The sequence below is a fragment of the Pseudomonas frederiksbergensis genome, assembly GCF_001952935.1.
Classification (GTDB): domain Bacteria; phylum Pseudomonadota; class Gammaproteobacteria; order Pseudomonadales; family Pseudomonadaceae; genus Aquipseudomonas; species Aquipseudomonas frederiksbergensis.
The window spans coordinates 2,760,156-2,775,157 of sequence record NZ_CP018319.1; the positions used below are offsets into that span (position 1 = coordinate 2,760,156).

A 15,002-nucleotide genomic window follows, 5' to 3' on the forward strand; every position below is an offset into this window, starting at 1 on the left:
CTCATTCCTGCGACGTGAAGCGTTCTCAGGATGACCATGAATTGTTCGAGAGTTCTGTCGATGACCAATCCTGCCCTGATTGAAGAGCTGAAGACCCTGGTTGAGCCTGGCAAGGTGCTGACCGATGCCGACTCCCTGAATGCTTACGGTAAGGATTGGACCAAGCATTTCGCCCCGGCCCCGACCGCCATCGTGTTCCCCAAGACCACCGAGCAGGTCCAGGCCATCGTCCGTTGGGCCAATGAGCACAAGGTTGCGCTGGTGCCGTCCGGCGGTCGTACCGGGCTGTCCGCCGCTGCCGTGGCTGCCAATGGCGAAGTCGTCGTGTCCTTCGACTACATGAACCAGATTCTCGACGTCAACCTGACTGACCGCACTGCGGTCTGCCAGCCGGGTGTGGTCACCGAACACCTGCAGAACGTCGCCGAAGAAAAAGGCCTGTACTACCCGGTGGATTTCGCTTCGGCAGGTTCCAGCCAGATTGGCGGCAATATCGGCACCAATGCCGGCGGGATCAAGGTGATTCGCTACGGCATGACCCGCAACTGGGTCGCTGGCATGAAAGTGGTCACCGGCAAGGGCGATCTGCTGGAACTGAACAAAGACCTGATCAAGAACGCCACCGGTTACGACCTGCGCCAGCTGTTCATTGGCGCTGAAGGCACCCTCGGTTTTGTGGTCGAAGCCACCATGCGTCTGGACCGCGCGCCGAAAAACCTCACCGCGATGGTCCTCGGTACTACCGATTTCGACTCGATCATGCCGGTGCTGCATGCGTTCCAGAGCAAGCTCGACCTGACCGCCTTCGAATTCTTCTCCGATAAAGCCTTGGCCAAGGTCATGGGCCGGGGCGACGTACCCGCGCCATTCGAAACAGATTGCCCGTTCTACGCGCTGCTGGAATTCGAAGCGACCACCGAAGAAGTGGCCAACCACGCCCTGGAAACCTTCGAGCACTGCGTCGAGCAGGGCTGGGTGCTGGACGGCGTGATGAGCCAGAGCGAAACCCAGCTGCAGAACCTCTGGAAGCTGCGCGAATACATCTCCGAAACCATTTCCCACTGGACGCCGTACAAGAACGACATTTCGGTCACTGTGTCGAAAGTCCCGGCGTTCCTGAAGGAAATCGACGCGATCGTCGGCGAACACTATCCGGATTTCGAAATCGTCTGGTTCGGCCACATCGGTGACGGCAACCTGCACCTGAACATCCTCAAGCCGGAAAACCTGAGCAAGGACGAGTTCTTCGCCAAGTGCGCGACCGTCAACAAGTGGGTGTTCGAAACCGTCGAGAAGTACAACGGTTCGATTTCCGCCGAACACGGCGTGGGCATGACCAAGCGTGATTACTTGACCTACAGCCGCTCGCCGGTTGAGATCGAGTACATGAAAGCAGTCAAAGCGGTGTTCGATCCGAACGGCATCATGAACCCGGGCAAGATTTTCGCTGTTTGATTTTCGAACGTTAAGAGCACGAATCAGGAGTCGGTAATGAGCTATCAGCACCAGTATGTCGACGGTACGCGTATTCACTTCCCGCTGGGGAAAGTGGTGTGCATTGGCCGTAACTACGCCGAACACGCCAAGGAACTGGACAACCCGGTGCCTACAGAACCGCTGCTGTTCATCAAGCCGGGCAGTTGCGTCGTGCCGCTGGAAGGTGGTTTCAGCATTCCGACCGAACGTGGTTCGGTGCATTACGAAGCGGAAATCGCGGTGTTGATCGGCAAGCCTTTGTCGACCAAACCGAGCCGTGAAGAAGTGCTCGATGCTATTTCTGGCTTCGCCCCGGCCCTGGACCTGACCCTGCGCGACAAGCAGGCCGAGCTGAAAGCCAAGGGCCTGCCGTGGGAAATCGCCAAGTCCTTCGACGGTGCGGCGGTGATTGCGCCATTCGTCTCGGGCAGCACGTTCGCTGACCTGACCGACATCGGCATCCGCCTGACCATCAACGGCGAAGTGCGCCAGGATGGCAACAGCAGCGCGATGCTCAACCCGATCGTGCCGATGATCCAGCACATGGCCGGTTGCTTCTCGCTGCAGGCCGGTGACGTGATCCTGACGGGTACGCCGGTTGGCGTCGGTCCGCTGAATGTGGGTGACGAACTGGTGCTGGAATTGCCAGGCGTCAGCCGCTTCACCAGCAGCGTCCGCTAGTCAGATCACCGCTGACCCCTGTGATGATCGTTCCCACGCTCTGCGTGGGAATGCCGCCATGGACGCTCCGCGTCCCGCTTCGAATGTGACGCGGAGCGTCACGGGATGCATTCCCACGCGGAGCGTGGGAACGATCATCAGGCTGGGGTGCCCGCAAAGGGCTTTACCGCCATTTCCCGTTTTTTTCACATATCTTCCGGATAATTCCGGGACTTGCGGCGTCTGAGCCGGTCCCACTTGTGCTATTACCCTTAGCCTGAATTTCTGGAACGCATCCCTCGATGGTCACCCAACCCCTGCCCAAGCTTAAAACTGCACGCCGTTCGCGCTTTGTCATGCGTTGGTATTCCTGGCTTTTGCTGGTGGCCGCTGCCGCCTATGGCCTCGCGTTCGCGATGCATTGGGATGACCGTGGCGTGCTCTGGCTGCTGGAGCGTTTCGAAAGCCCCGCCGAACGCCAGGAGAGCATCTGGCTGCCGGATTATCGGGCAGTGATCGATGCCAAGGTGCTGCCGGGCATGGAGAAGGACGAGGCGTCGGACCTGGCTTACGACCCTCAGTCAAAAACCCTGTTTTCGGTCATGGGCAATAAACCGTTCCTGGTCGAGCTGACGTTGCAAGGCGACGTGCTGCGCAAGATGCCGCTGGTGGGTTGGAGCAACCCGGAGGGGGTCACCGCCATGGGCAACGGTCTGCTGGCCATCGTCGATGAGCGCGACCACATGCTCTCCATCGTCAAGGTCGATGCCGATACCCGCGAGCTGAACATCGCCAACTTCCCGAAATACGACCTCGGTCCTTCGAAAGACCAGAACAAGGCGTTCGAAGCCATTGCCTGGGATTCGCGCAATCAGCAAATGTTGCTGGGTGTAGAACGTCCCCCGGCGTTGTTCACCTGGAAAAGCAACGATGGTCAGACACTCACCGGTGACAAGCAAAAACTCGCCAGTGACGAACTGGACATCCGCAACCTCTCGGCCCTGGCCATCGACCCGCGCACTGGCCATATGCTGGTGCTGTCTGCTGACTCGCACTTGTTGCTGGAGCTGGACGAGAAGGGCGAGCAGGTCAGCTTCATGACCTTGCTGAGCGGCTTCAATGGTTTGAACAAGACCATCCCTCGCGCCGAAGGCGTGACCATGGATGAAGCGGGCACGCTGTATCTGGTGAGCGAACCAAATCTGTTCTACCGCTTCGAAAAGCACAAATAAGCCCGCCGTGAGGGTGGCGCGCGGCCGTCCGTTGGGGTACACCTGCGGGACCGCGGCCACTGGCCATTAAGCTTCAATTCAGACTGGCGTGGTATTTCATCCACCCGTTCTGATTCCGAGCTTTGCCCGAATGCGCCGACTTGCCCGCCCCAAACCCCTGATTCTGATTTTGTCGGTCATTGCGCTGATCGCTCTGGTTGCGGCCGGCCAGTACCTGCGCCTGTTCGAACGCGCCTGGTTCAACCTGAACACCCTTTGGCAGCCCATGAACGGTCAGTCCATCGCTCTGGATCAGTACCAGGTAGCGGTCGAGGCGCGAGTCATTGTCGGGCTGGATGACGATGTGTCGGCGTTGACCTTCGATCCTGTACGCAAAAGCCTGTTCACCGTCACCAACAAAAACTCAGAACTGATCGAGCTGTCGCTGGACGGTCAGATTATTCGACGCATTGCGTTGGTCGGGTTTGGCGATCCGGAAGCCGTGGAATTCATCAGTGCCGACACCTACGTGATCACTGACGAGCGCGAGCAGCGGCTGATCAAGATTCATCTGGAAAACGACACAACGTTCCTCGACGCGGCGGATGCCGAGCAGATGACCCTTGGTGTACACATGAGCGGCAACAAGGGCTTCGAAGGCCTGGCTTACGACTCGGTGGGCAAGCGGTTGTTTGTCGCCAAGGAACGCGACCCGATGTTGATCTACGAAGTGCAGGGCTTTCCCCATTACAACCCGGAAAAATCCTACGCGGTGCACGTAGTAAACAACCCCAAGCGCGATGCCGGGATGTTCGTGACGGACCTGTCGAGCCTGCAATACGACGAGCGCAGCGGCCATCTGTTGGCGTTGTCGGATGAATCGCGGCTGATTCTGGAGCTTGATGTAGACGGGCGACCGCTGAGCACCATGTCGCTGAGCAAGGGGCGTCAGGGGTTGCAGAAGACAGTGCCGCAAGCGGAAGGGATCGCCATGGATGACGACGGCACGATGTACCTGGTGAGCGAGCCGAACCTGTTCTACGTCTTCAAAAAACCGGCACAACCCTAACCAACACCCCAGAACCAATGTGGGAGCGGGCTTGCTCGCGAATGCGGTGTGTCAGTCGACATCTCTATTGACTGACACACCGCATTCGCGAGCAAGCCCGCTCCCACAGGTTTTGCGTTTGGCTTACTTCGCGCGCAGGGTCTTCACGCCTTCGCTGGTGCCCAGCAGCAGCAAATCCGCCGGACGTGCGGCGAACAAACCGTTGGTGACCACGCCGACGATGGCGTTGATCTGCTTCTCCAGCTCCATCGGGTTGGTGATCTGCATGTTGAACACATCGAGGATGATGTTGCCGTTGTCGGTCAGAACGCCTTCGCGGTAAACCGGGTCGCCGCCCAGCTTCACCAGCTCGCGGGCCACATGGCTGCGGGCCATCGGGATCACTTCCACCGGCAGCGGGAACGCACCGAGCACCGGCACCAGTTTGCTGGCGTCGGCGATGCAGATGAAGGTCTTGGCCACGGCCGCCACAATCTTCTCGCGGGTCAGGGCTGCGCCGCCGCCCTTGATCAGGTTCAGGTGCTCGTCGCTTTCGTCGGCGCCGTCGACGTAGAACTCCAGGTCGCTGACCGTGTTCAGCTCATACACCGGAATGCCGTGGCCCTTGAGGCGGGCAGCGGTGGCTTCGGAACTGGCGACCGCGCCGTCGAACGCGCCTTTGTGCTTGGCCAGTGCGTCGATGAAGCAGTTGGCGGTGGAGCCGGTGCCGACCCCGACGATGCTCTTGTCGTCGAGTTTCGGGAGGATGAAGTCGACGGCGGCCTGAGCCACTGCCTGTTTGAGTTGATCCTGGGTCATGCGGGCTCCGAAGTGCCGAAGAGGGGACGAAAGGCCGGCATTATAGGCTTCGCGATGGGGAAGGTCATTGCCGGTATGTCGAATGGTGGCGAGGGGGCTTGCCTGTGGCGAGGGAGCTTGCTCCCGCTCGGCTGCGCAGCAGCCGTAAAACCTGCCCGCGCGGTATGTCTGAAAGAATGCAGGGGGACCGCTTCGCGCTCCAACGGGAGCAAGCTCCCTCGCCACAATGGATCTCCAGCGCCAGTGAGCGGCTAAAACCACCTGTTTAGTGTGGTCGCTCAGGCGAAAGCCGGGTTAGACTCCTTGGCCCTGCCCAACCCGCTCAGTGATGCTTTCCGATGCTCGAACAGTACGTCAAAAAGATCCTCACCTCGCGCGTTTATGACGTTGCCGTAGAAACCCCATTGCAGACTGCCCGCCAGCTCTCCGAGCGGCTGGGCAACAGTATTTGGCTCAAGCGCGAAGACTTGCAGCCGGTGTTCTCGTTCAAGATTCGTGGCGCCTACAACAAGCTCACGCAGCTTTCCGATGAAGAACGCGCTCGCGGCGTGGTCACGGCTTCCGCGGGCAACCACGCCCAAGGCCTGGCCCTGGCGGCGAAAGTGTTGGGCGTGAAAGCGACCATCGTGATGCCCAAGACCACCCCGGAAATCAAAGTCGAAGGCGTGCGCTCACGTGGCGGCAAAGTGGTGCTGCACGGGGATTCGTTCCCGGAAGCCCTGGCCTACTCGCTGAAACTGGTCGACGAAAAAGGCTACGTCTACATCCACCCTTACGACGATCCCCACACCATTGCCGGGCAGGGCACGGTGGCCATGGAAATTTTGCGCCAGCACCCTGGCCGTCTGGACGCGATCTTCGTCCCGGTGGGCGGTGGCGGATTGATCGCCGGGATCGCGGCGTACGTGAAGTACCTGCGGCCTGAAATCAAAATCATCGGCGTAGAGCCGGACGATTCCAACTGCCTGCAAGCCGCCATGGCCGCTGGTGAACGCGTGATCCTGCCGACCGTGGGCCTCTTCGCCGACGGCGTCGCTGTGGCGCAGATTGGTCAGCACACCTTCGACATCTGCAAAGACTATGTCGATGAAGTGATCACCGTCAGCACCGATGAAATCTGCGCGGCGATCAAGGACATCTACGACGATACCCGCTCGATCACCGAACCTGCCGGCGCCTTGGGCGTGGCCGGGATCAAGAGGTACGTCGAGCAGCGCGGTGTCACCGGGCATACCTTCGTGGCCATCGACTCCGGTGCCAACGTCAACTTCGACCGCCTGCGCCACGTCGCCGAGCGCGCCGAACTGGGCGAGGGCCGCGAAGCGATTATCGCCGTGACCATCCCCGAGAAACCGGGCAGCTTCAAGGCGTTCTGCGAGGCCATCGGCAAGCGCCAGATCACCGAATTCAACTATCGCTACAACACCGGCAGCGAGGCGCACATCTTCGTCGGCGTGCAGACGCACCCTGAAAACGATCCGCGCAGTGCGCTGCTTGCCAGCCTGACCGAGCAGGGTTTCCCGGTGCTCGACCTGACCGACAACGAACTCGCCAAGTTGCACATCCGCCACATGGTCGGCGGCCGTGCGGCGCATGTGGTGGATGAAGTGATTCTGCGCTTCGAATTCCCGGAGCGTCCGGGCGCGCTGTTCAACTTCCTCAACAAGCTCGGCGGGCGCTGGAACATTTCGATGTTCCATTACCGCAACCATGGCGCGGCGGATGGTCGTGTGGTCGCGGGCCTGCAAGTGCCTCATGAAGAACGTCATCTGGTGCCCGCAGCGCTGGAAGAAATCGGCTACCCGTACTGGGACGAAAGCGACAACCCGGCCTATCAGCTGTTTCTCGGCTGAGCGGCTACGCTGATGGCCAGGCCATAAGGAAATCGAACAATGGAAACGTTAACCGCCCTGAAAATCGCTCATATGGTGGCGACGGTGTTGCTGCTGGTCAGCGCGCTGGGTCTGGCGATCTGGGTCTGGCGCACGCGCCGTAACGGCGACGCAACGGCTCACACGCGCACGTTGCAGCGACCGTGGGTGTTTATCTGGCTGGTGATGGGGCTGGCGCTGCTGAGCATGCCGTTTACCGGCTGGTGGATGGTGCATCTGGTGGGCTGGCCGCTGGGGCAGGTCTGGTTGTTGGCTTCCAGTGTGCTTTACACCGTCGCGGCGTTGGGCTGGTTCTGGTTGCTGGTGCGGCTGAATCGGCTGCGCAAGGCGCCGGCAGCGGGCACTGGGAGGTTTACCTTTGCCCTCGCACTGTTCAGCTTCGTCTGCTTTATCGCCATTGCGGGGTTGATGGGCGCGAAGCCGGTTTAAGTCGTGAAACCGAGTTGACCCCATCGCGAGCAGGCTCGCTTCCACATTGGATTTGTGTTTGACGCAAATCTCCTGTGGGAGTGAGCCTGCTCGCGATGGCGATTTCAATCGCGCAACGAAATCACCGGCCAGCCACGCTTCTCGGCTTCAGCGCGCAAATTCGGGTCCGGGTCGACCGCAACCGGATTGGCCACTTGCTCCAGCAGCGCCAAATCATTCATCGAGTCGCTGTAGAAATAGCTGTCCTCCAACGAATACCCGGTTTCTTCCAGCCAACGATTCAACCGCGTCACCTTGCCTTCACGGAAGCACGGAACATCGGTGCTGCGCCCGGTATAGCGGCCATCAACCATTTCACATTCGGTGGCGATCAGGGTTTCAACGCCCAGACGTGCTGCAATCGGCCCGGTAACAAAACGGTTGGTCGCGGTGATGATCACCAGCTTGTCGCCGGCCTCGCGGTGCTTGGCCAGCAGTTCGATAGCCTTGGGCAGGACAATCGGCTCAATGCAATCGCGCATGTAATCCAGGTGCCATTGATCCAGCGTGGCCATCTCGGTGCGGCCGAGGACTTCGAGGCAGAAGTTCAGGTAGGCATCGTTATCGAGCTTGCCGGCCAGGTAATCCTGATAGAACTCGTCGTTGCGTGCCTTGTAGGCAACGGCGTCGAGGAAGCCGCGCTCGCACAGGTAATCGCCCCAGGCGTGGTCACTGTCACCGCCCAAGAGCGTGTTGTCCAAGTCGAATAAAGCCAGCCGCATTGCAGTTACTCGCTGAAAAGTCTGTAGAAAGGCGTCCAGAATACGGACTTTTCACAAGAGTGCACATAAGGTAGACCGGCTCGTTGCTGCTATCACAACCTTTGTGGAACAATGCGGCGACATGCGTTTGCGAGGTTGTTGCCGTGATCGACCCCGATGGTTTCCGCCCCAATGTCGGGATCATTCTCACGAATGATGCCGGACAGGTGCTATGGGCTCGCCGTATCAATCAAGATGCCTGGCAGTTTCCACAGGGCGGGATCAACCCCCAGGAGACGCCGGAAGACGCCTTGTACCGCGAGTTGAACGAAGAAGTGGGTCTAGAGCGCGAAGATGTTGAAATTCTCGCCTGCACCCGGGGCTGGTTGCGCTATCGTTTGCCGCAACGTCTGGTCCGCACGCACAGCCAGCCGCTGTGCATCGGCCAGAAACAGAAATGGTTTCTCCTGCGCCTGGTCTCCAACGAGCAGCGGGTGCGGATGGATTTGACCGGTAAACCGGAATTCGATGGCTGGCGCTGGGTCAGCTATTGGTATCCGTTGGGCCAGGTGGTGACATTCAAGCGCGAAGTGTATCGACGCGCTCTCAAAGAGCTTGCCCCGCGCCTTTTATCGCGCGACTGACGACGGAGTTCGACCCCGAGCCATGCTCAATACGCTGCGCAAGATCGTCCAGGAAGTTAACTCCGCCAAGGATCTCAAGGCGGCGTTGGGCATTATTGTATTGCGCGTCAAAGAGGCCATGGGCAGCCAGGTCTGCTCGGTCTACCTGCTTGACCCTGAGACCAACCGCTTCGTGCTGATGGCCACCGAGGGCTTGAACAAGCGCTCGATCGGCAAAGTCAGCATGGCACCCAACGAAGGTCTGGTTGGCCTGGTCGGCACGCGTGAAGAACCGCTGAACCTTGAAAACGCCGCGGATCACCCGCGCTACCGCTACTTCGCCGAAACCGGTGAAGAGCGTTATGCCTCGTTCCTCGGGGCGCCGATCATTCACCACCGCCGCGTCGTCGGCGTGTTGGTCATTCAGCAAAAAGAACGCCGCCAGTTCGACGAAGGTGAAGAAGCCTTCCTCGTGACCATGAGCGCGCAGCTCGCCGGCGTTATCGCCCACGCCGAGGCCACCGGTTCGATCCGCGGGCTGGGCCGTCAGGGCAAGGGCATCCAGGAAGCCAAGTTCATCGGCGTACCGGGTTCGCCGGGTGCGGCGGTCGGTACCGCGGTGGTCATGCTGCCGCCGGCCGATCTGGACGTGGTACCGGACAAGACCATCACCGACATCGCCGCCGAACTCGGGCTGTTCAAGACCGCGATCGAAGGCGTACGCGCCGACATGCGCGCCTTGTCCGCCAAACTGGCCAACCAGTTGCGCCCGGAAGAGCGCGCGCTGTTCGATGTTTACCTGATGATGCTCGACGACGCGTCACTGGGCAGCGAAATCACTACCGTGATCAAGACTGGCCAGTGGGCCCAAGGCGCGTTGCGTCAGGTGGTCGCCGAACACGTCAACCGTTTCGAATTGATGGACGACGCCTACCTGCGTGAGCGCGCCTCGGACGTCAAGGACCTCGGTCGGCGCTTGCTCGCCTACTTGCAGGAAGAGCGTCAGCAGACCCTGGTCTACCCCGACAACACCATTCTGATCAGCGAAGAACTGACGCCGGCAATGCTCGGCGAGGTGCCGGAAGGCAAGTTGGTCGGCCTGGTGTCGGTACTCGGTTCCGGCAACTCTCACGTGGCGATCCTGGCACGCGCCATGGGTATCCCGACGGTGATGGGCCTGGTCGACTTGCCGTATTCCAAGGTCGACGGCATCCAGATGATCGTCGACGGCTACCACGGCGAGGTCTACACCAACCCCAGCGAAGTGCTGCGCAAGCAGTTCGCCGAAGTGGTCGAGGAAGAGAAGCAACTGGCCCTCGGGCTGGATGCACTGCGGGACTTGCCGTGCGTGACCCTCGATGGCCATCGCATGCCGCTGTGGGTCAATACCGGCCTGCTGGCGGATGTGGCGCGAGCGCAGAAGCGCGGAGCCGAAGGCGTCGGTCTGTACCGCACCGAAGTGCCGTTCATGATCAATCAGAGGTTCCCAAGCGAAAAGGAGCAGCTGGCGATCTATCGCGAGCAGCTCGCCGCATTCCACCCGCAACCGGTGACGATGCGCAGCCTGGACATCGGCGGCGACAAATCGCTGTCGTACTTCCCGATCAAGGAAGACAACCCGTTCCTCGGCTGGCGCGGCATTCGCGTCACGCTCGACCACCCGGAAATCTTCCTGGTGCAGACCCGCGCCATGCTCAAGGCCAGCGAAGGCTTGAACAATCTGCGGATTCTGCTGCCGATGATCTCCGGCACTCACGAACTGGAAGAAGCCCTGCACCTGATTCACCGGGCCTGGGGCGAAGTCCGCGACGAAGGCTGTGACGTGCCTATGCCGCCGATCGGCGTGATGATCGAAATTCCGGCAGCGGTTTATCAGACCAAGGAACTGGCGCGGCAAGTGGACTTCCTGTCGGTCGGTTCCAACGACCTGACCCAGTACCTGTTGGCGGTGGATCGAAACAATCCGCGGGTAGCCGACCTCTACGACTATCTGCACCCGGCGGTGCTGCAAGCCCTTCAGAGCGTGGTGCGTGACGCGCATGCCGAAGGCAAGCCAGTGAGCATCTGCGGTGAGATGGCCGGTGACCCGGCGGCGGCGGTGCTGTTGATGGCGATGGGCTTCGACAGCCTGTCGATGAACGCCACCAACCTGCCGAAAGTGAAGTGGATGTTGCGTCAGATCAACCTGAGCAAGGCCAAGGAATTGCTCGCGGAGCTGATGACCATCGACAACCCGCAAGTTATCCACAGCTCGCTGCAATTGGCGCTGAAGAACCTTGGGTTGGCGCGGATGATTAATCCGGCTTCGGCCAAGACCCTTTAAAAGGCTGATGGCCCCATCGCGAGCAGGCTCGCTCCCACAGGGGATTTGTGTAGATCACAAATCAAATGTGGGAGCGAGCCTGCTCGCGATGGGGCCCGCCCGGGCAACACCAATCTAAACCCTGACCTCTACCTCCCCCAAATGCCCGCCATACGGCCCAAAGCTCCGCTCGACCATATGCCGCGTCCCATCCGCATGCACGATCAACGCCGTACTCGCCCGCGTCCCATAAGTCGGACTGGCAATAAACACACTCGACAGCAACGTCTCGGTGGCCAACCCGACCCCGGTATCCGGCAGTTCGGCAAAAGGCGCCGTCTGCGGATCATTCAGCAACGCCAATAAAGCCTGGGGTTGCGGGTCGTCCAGCACTTCTTCCAGCGCCGCCCGCGCCTTGAGCAGTTTCGGCCATGGCGTATCCAGCCCGGCGTTCGACACCCCATAAACCCCCGGTGGCAGCATCACCGCCTCAGTCTCCCGGGCATTGAAGTGCCACAGTTCGTTGGCATTACCGACCAGCAGGTTAAATCCGGCATATTCCAGCGAACGTGCAACAACGTCGCTCAAATAGTCATCTATCAGCATATCCCCACCAAGAAATCGCGCCACCAGCTCTCCTCGCGACTTGCGTGCGGGCGGTTGATGCGGATCGCGGATATTGGTCAGTGCGGCGAAGCGTCCATTGGCGCCAACACCGAGCCAGGTGCCGCCGGCCTCCAAGTCGCGACCGGCATACACCTGCGGTGCTTCGGGCCACTGCGCCAGCGGCAGGCTGGGCCGGGCATAGAATTCGTCGCGGTTGGCCGCCACGATCAGCGGCTGGGCGTGACCCGGTCGCCAAGCGAAAACAATCAGGCACATAAGGTGGTCCTTGTGTGTTTTTTGCTCACTCTACGCAGACATCGCTCATCGATCCATCGCCATCCACAGTGGAGCCAGAGGCCATGCTTCCGTTACCATGCCGCTCCTGATTCGGGATGCTTGGGGATGTGGCCATGGAATTTCTGCTCTATCTGGCGCTGGGCGCCTGTGCGGGCGTGTTGGCCGGACTGTTCGGGGTCGGCGGCGGGATCATCATTGTCCCGGTGCTGGTGTTCAGTTTCACCTTGCAGGGATTTGATGCGTCGATCCTGACGCATCTGGCAGTCGGCACCTCCCTGGCGACCATCATATTTACCTCGATCAATGCGATCCGCGAACATCACCGCCGCGGTGCCGTGCGTTGGCCGATTTTTGCCTGGATGACCCTCGGCATTCTGATTGGTGCCGGTTTCGGCGCGCTGACGGCCGAAGCGATTTCCGGGCCTAATTTGCAGAAGATCATTGGTGTATTTGCGCTGATCATCGCCGTTCAACTCGCTTTGGACTTCAAACCCAAGGCCAGCCGAACGGTGCCGGGCAAAGTCGGTCTGACCGTGGCGGGCAGCGTCATTGGCTGGGCCTCGGCGATTTTCGGGATCGGCGGCGGCTCGTTGACCGTGCCGTTCCTGACCTGGCGCAGCGTGCCGATGCAGCAGGCGGTGGCCACTTCGTCGGCCTGTGGCCTGCCAATCGCCTTGGCCAGTGCATTAAGTTTCATGATTCTGGGCTGGCACGATCCGTTGTTGCCAGCCCATAGTCTCGGTTTTATTTATTTGCCGGCGTTGCTGGGGATTGCCCTGACCAGCATGGTCTTCGCCCGCCTCGGTGCGCGACTGGCCCACTCGCTGTCGCCGCGCTTGCTGAAAAGACTGTTTGCCGCTTTGCTGTTTTGCGTCGGCTTGAGCTTCTTGCTCTGACGCGAAGCGCAATCCTGGCTTAATCCTGGCGTGACAGCGTCGCCCGGGAATTTGAAGGTTTCAACTCTAACGAGGAGTCGCAATGCTGCCTTACCCGCAGATCGACCCGGTGGCATTGGCCATCGGTCCGCTGAAAATCCACTGGTACGGCTTGATGTACCTGATCGGCATCGGCGGCGCCTGGCTGCTGGCGTCGCGCCGGTTGAACCGCTTCGACCCGACCTGGAGTAAAGAGAAACTCTCCGACATGGTGTTCTGGATGTCGATGGGGGTCATCGTCGGCGGCCGCTTGGGCTATGTGCTGTTCTACGATCTGAGCGCTTACCTCGCCAACCCGCTGTTGATCTTTGAAGTGTGGAAGGGCGGCATGTCGTTCCATGGCGGGTTCATCGGCGTGATGCTGGCCGCGTTGTGGTTTGGTAAAAAGAACGGCAAGTCGTTCTTCCAGCTGATGGACTTCGTCGCACCGATGGTGCCGATCGGTCTGGGCGCCGGACGGATCGGCAACTTCATCAACGCCGAGTTGTGGGGCAAGGCCACCGATGTGCCTTGGGCGATGGTCTTCCCGACCGATCCGGCGCAACTGGCGCGCCACCCGTCGCAGCTGTATCAGTTCGCACTCGAAGGCGTGGCGCTGTTCGCCATTCTCTGGTTGTTCTCGCGCAAGCCGCGGCCGACCATGGCGGTGTCCGGGATGTTCGCGCTGTTCTATGGCATCTTCCGTTTCATCGTCGAATTCGTCCGCGTACCGGACGCGCAACTGGGCTATTTGGCCTGGAACTGGCTGACCATGGGTCAGGTACTGTGCGTACCGATGATCCTCGGCGGTCTGTTCCTGATCTGGCTGGCGTATCGCCGTGCACCGGCGGCTCCAGCAGCGGTTGTATAAATTCGAACCCCGGGGCGACGGTCCCGGGTTCAAGGACACAGGTAACTCATGAAACAATATCTCGAACTGGTCGCCCACGTCATCAAGAACGGCACCAAACAGGCCAACCGCACCGGCGTGAACACCATCAGCTTCCCAGGCGCGATGCTGCGTTATGACCTCAAGGAAGGTTTCCCGGCGATCACCACCCGCAAGATGGCCTTCAAATCGGCCATCGGCGAGATGTGTGGTTTTCTGCGTGGGGTGAACAACGCCGCCGAATTCCGTGCGCTGGGCTGCAAGGTCTGGGATCAGAACGCCAACGAAAACGCCCAGTGGCTGGCCAATCCTTTCCGTCAGGGCGAAGACGACCTTGGCGAGATCTACGGCGTGCAATGGCGCAAATGGCCGGCGTACAAGCAGATCCCGGTCAGCAACCAGGCCGCCATCGAACAGACCCTGAGTCAGGGCTACCGCCAGATCGCCGAAGGCGAAGAAGACGGTCAAGCCTACGTGGTGCTGTACAAGGCGATCGACCAGATCCGCCAATGCGTCGATACCATCATCAAGGACCCGGGCAGCCGCCGCATCCTGTTCCACGGCTGGAACGTTGCCCAGCTCGACGAAATGGCCCTGCCGCCGTGCCACTTGCTGTACCAGTTCCATCCGAATGTGGAGACCAAAGAGATTTCTTTGACTCTGTACATCCGCTCCAATGATTTGGGCCTGGGCACGCCGTTCAACCTCACCGAAGGCGCCGCGCTGCTGAGCCTGATCGGCCGCCTGACCGGTTACACGCCGCGCTGGTTCACCTATTTCATCGGTGATGCCCACGTCTATGAAAACCATTTGGACATGCTGAATGAACAGCTCAAGCGCGAGCCGTTCCCGATGCCGAAACTGGTGATCAGCGACCGTGTGCCGGAGTTCGCCAAGACCGGTGTTTATCAGCCGGAGTGGCTGGAGTTGATCGAGCCGAGCGATTTCTCGCTGGAAGGCTACGAGCACCACGCCCCAATGACCGCGCCGATGGCGGTGTAAGCCTCGACACCGAACCAATGTGGGAGCGGGCTTGCTCGCGAAGGCGGTGGATCAGTCGACATCAATGTTGAATGAATGACCGCCTTCGCGAGCA

At 60.2% G+C, this 15,002-nt stretch carries 14 protein-coding genes; 11 read left to right on the forward strand and 3 right to left on the reverse strand.

Going from position 1 to position 15,002, the window contains the following annotated elements; all coding sequences use genetic code 11:
* Positions 1 to 60: 60 nt before the first annotated feature.
* The 4 genes from PFAS1_RS12735 (at position 61) to PFAS1_RS12750 (ending at position 4,416) form a co-directional block, all read left to right on the forward strand.
* A complete protein-coding gene (locus PFAS1_RS12735) occupies positions 61 to 1,455 on the forward strand; it encodes an FAD-binding oxidoreductase (RefSeq protein WP_076029383.1) in 1,395 nt (464 codons plus the stop codon).
* A 36-nt stretch (positions 1,456 to 1,491) separates the two neighbouring features.
* Positions 1,492 to 2,157 carry a fumarylacetoacetate hydrolase family protein gene (locus PFAS1_RS12740; RefSeq protein WP_074871756.1) on the forward strand — a complete coding sequence of 222 codons (666 nt, stop codon included), beginning with the start codon at positions 1,492 to 1,494 and terminating at the stop codon, positions 2,155 to 2,157.
* Positions 2,158 to 2,438: 281 nt separating this feature from the next.
* Positions 2,439 to 3,368 carry an SdiA-regulated domain-containing protein gene (locus tag PFAS1_RS12745; protein ID WP_076029384.1) on the forward strand — a complete coding sequence of 310 codons (930 nt, stop codon included), beginning with the start codon at positions 2,439 to 2,441 and terminating at the stop codon, positions 3,366 to 3,368.
* 130 nt (positions 3,369 to 3,498) lie between these two features.
* The gene (locus PFAS1_RS12750) at positions 3,499 to 4,416 is read left to right on the forward strand and encodes an SdiA-regulated domain-containing protein (RefSeq protein WP_076029385.1); all 918 of its coding nucleotides are present in this window, start codon (positions 3,499 to 3,501) and stop codon (positions 4,414 to 4,416) included.
* A 123-nt stretch (positions 4,417 to 4,539) separates the two neighbouring features.
* Here PFAS1_RS12750 and rpiA read toward each other — a convergent pair whose 3' ends face one another.
* Positions 4,540 to 5,214: a ribose-5-phosphate isomerase RpiA gene (gene rpiA / locus PFAS1_RS12755; RefSeq protein WP_076029386.1), complete on the reverse strand. Its 675-nt coding sequence runs from the start codon at positions 5,212 to 5,214 to the stop codon at positions 4,540 to 4,542.
* A gap of 338 nt (positions 5,215 to 5,552) precedes the next feature.
* Between rpiA and ilvA the strand changes: the two genes are divergently transcribed.
* Positions 5,553 to 7,067, forward strand: a complete 1,515-nt coding sequence (ilvA, locus tag PFAS1_RS12765; RefSeq protein WP_076029387.1) for a threonine ammonia-lyase, biosynthetic — start codon at positions 5,553 to 5,555, stop codon at positions 7,065 to 7,067.
* 39 nt (positions 7,068 to 7,106) lie between these two features.
* A complete protein-coding gene (locus PFAS1_RS12770) occupies positions 7,107 to 7,535 on the forward strand; it encodes a DUF2269 domain-containing protein (RefSeq protein ID WP_076029388.1) in 429 nt (142 codons plus the stop codon).
* A gap of 104 nt (positions 7,536 to 7,639) precedes the next feature.
* Here the strand turns inward: PFAS1_RS12770 and PFAS1_RS12775 are convergent, their stop codons facing one another.
* Positions 7,640 to 8,296 carry a histidinol-phosphatase gene (locus tag PFAS1_RS12775; RefSeq protein WP_076029389.1) on the reverse strand — a complete coding sequence of 219 codons (657 nt, stop codon included), beginning with the start codon at positions 8,294 to 8,296 and terminating at the stop codon, positions 7,640 to 7,642.
* 143 nt (positions 8,297 to 8,439) lie between these two features.
* On the opposite strand from PFAS1_RS12775, the gene PFAS1_RS12780 reads away from it, so the two are divergent.
* Complete coding sequence (locus PFAS1_RS12780; RefSeq protein WP_008150514.1) at positions 8,440 to 8,919, forward strand: RNA pyrophosphohydrolase; 480 nt, start codon at positions 8,440 to 8,442, stop codon at positions 8,917 to 8,919.
* A gap of 22 nt (positions 8,920 to 8,941) precedes the next feature.
* Complete coding sequence (ptsP, locus tag PFAS1_RS12785) at positions 8,942 to 11,221, forward strand: phosphoenolpyruvate--protein phosphotransferase (RefSeq protein ID WP_074871745.1); 2,280 nt, start codon at positions 8,942 to 8,944, stop codon at positions 11,219 to 11,221.
* Between the two features lie 114 nt (positions 11,222 to 11,335).
* Here the strand turns inward: ptsP and PFAS1_RS12790 are convergent, their stop codons facing one another.
* A complete protein-coding gene (locus PFAS1_RS12790) occupies positions 11,336 to 12,082 on the reverse strand; it encodes an NRDE family protein (protein ID WP_076029390.1) in 747 nt (248 codons plus the stop codon).
* A gap of 134 nt (positions 12,083 to 12,216) precedes the next feature.
* Between PFAS1_RS12790 and PFAS1_RS12795 the strand changes: the two genes are divergently transcribed.
* From PFAS1_RS12795 to PFAS1_RS12805, 3 genes are all read left to right on the forward strand, one after another.
* Positions 12,217 to 12,999, forward strand: coding sequence for a sulfite exporter TauE/SafE family protein (locus tag PFAS1_RS12795; RefSeq protein WP_076031527.1), 783 nt, complete (start codon positions 12,217 to 12,219; stop codon positions 12,997 to 12,999).
* A gap of 82 nt (positions 13,000 to 13,081) precedes the next feature.
* Positions 13,082 to 13,888, forward strand: coding sequence for a prolipoprotein diacylglyceryl transferase (lgt, locus tag PFAS1_RS12800; protein WP_076029391.1), 807 nt, complete (start codon positions 13,082 to 13,084; stop codon positions 13,886 to 13,888).
* A gap of 48 nt (positions 13,889 to 13,936) precedes the next feature.
* Positions 13,937 to 14,908: a thymidylate synthase gene (locus tag PFAS1_RS12805; protein WP_033060541.1), complete on the forward strand. Its 972-nt coding sequence runs from the start codon at positions 13,937 to 13,939 to the stop codon at positions 14,906 to 14,908.
* The last annotated feature ends 94 nt before the right edge of the window (positions 14,909 to 15,002 follow it).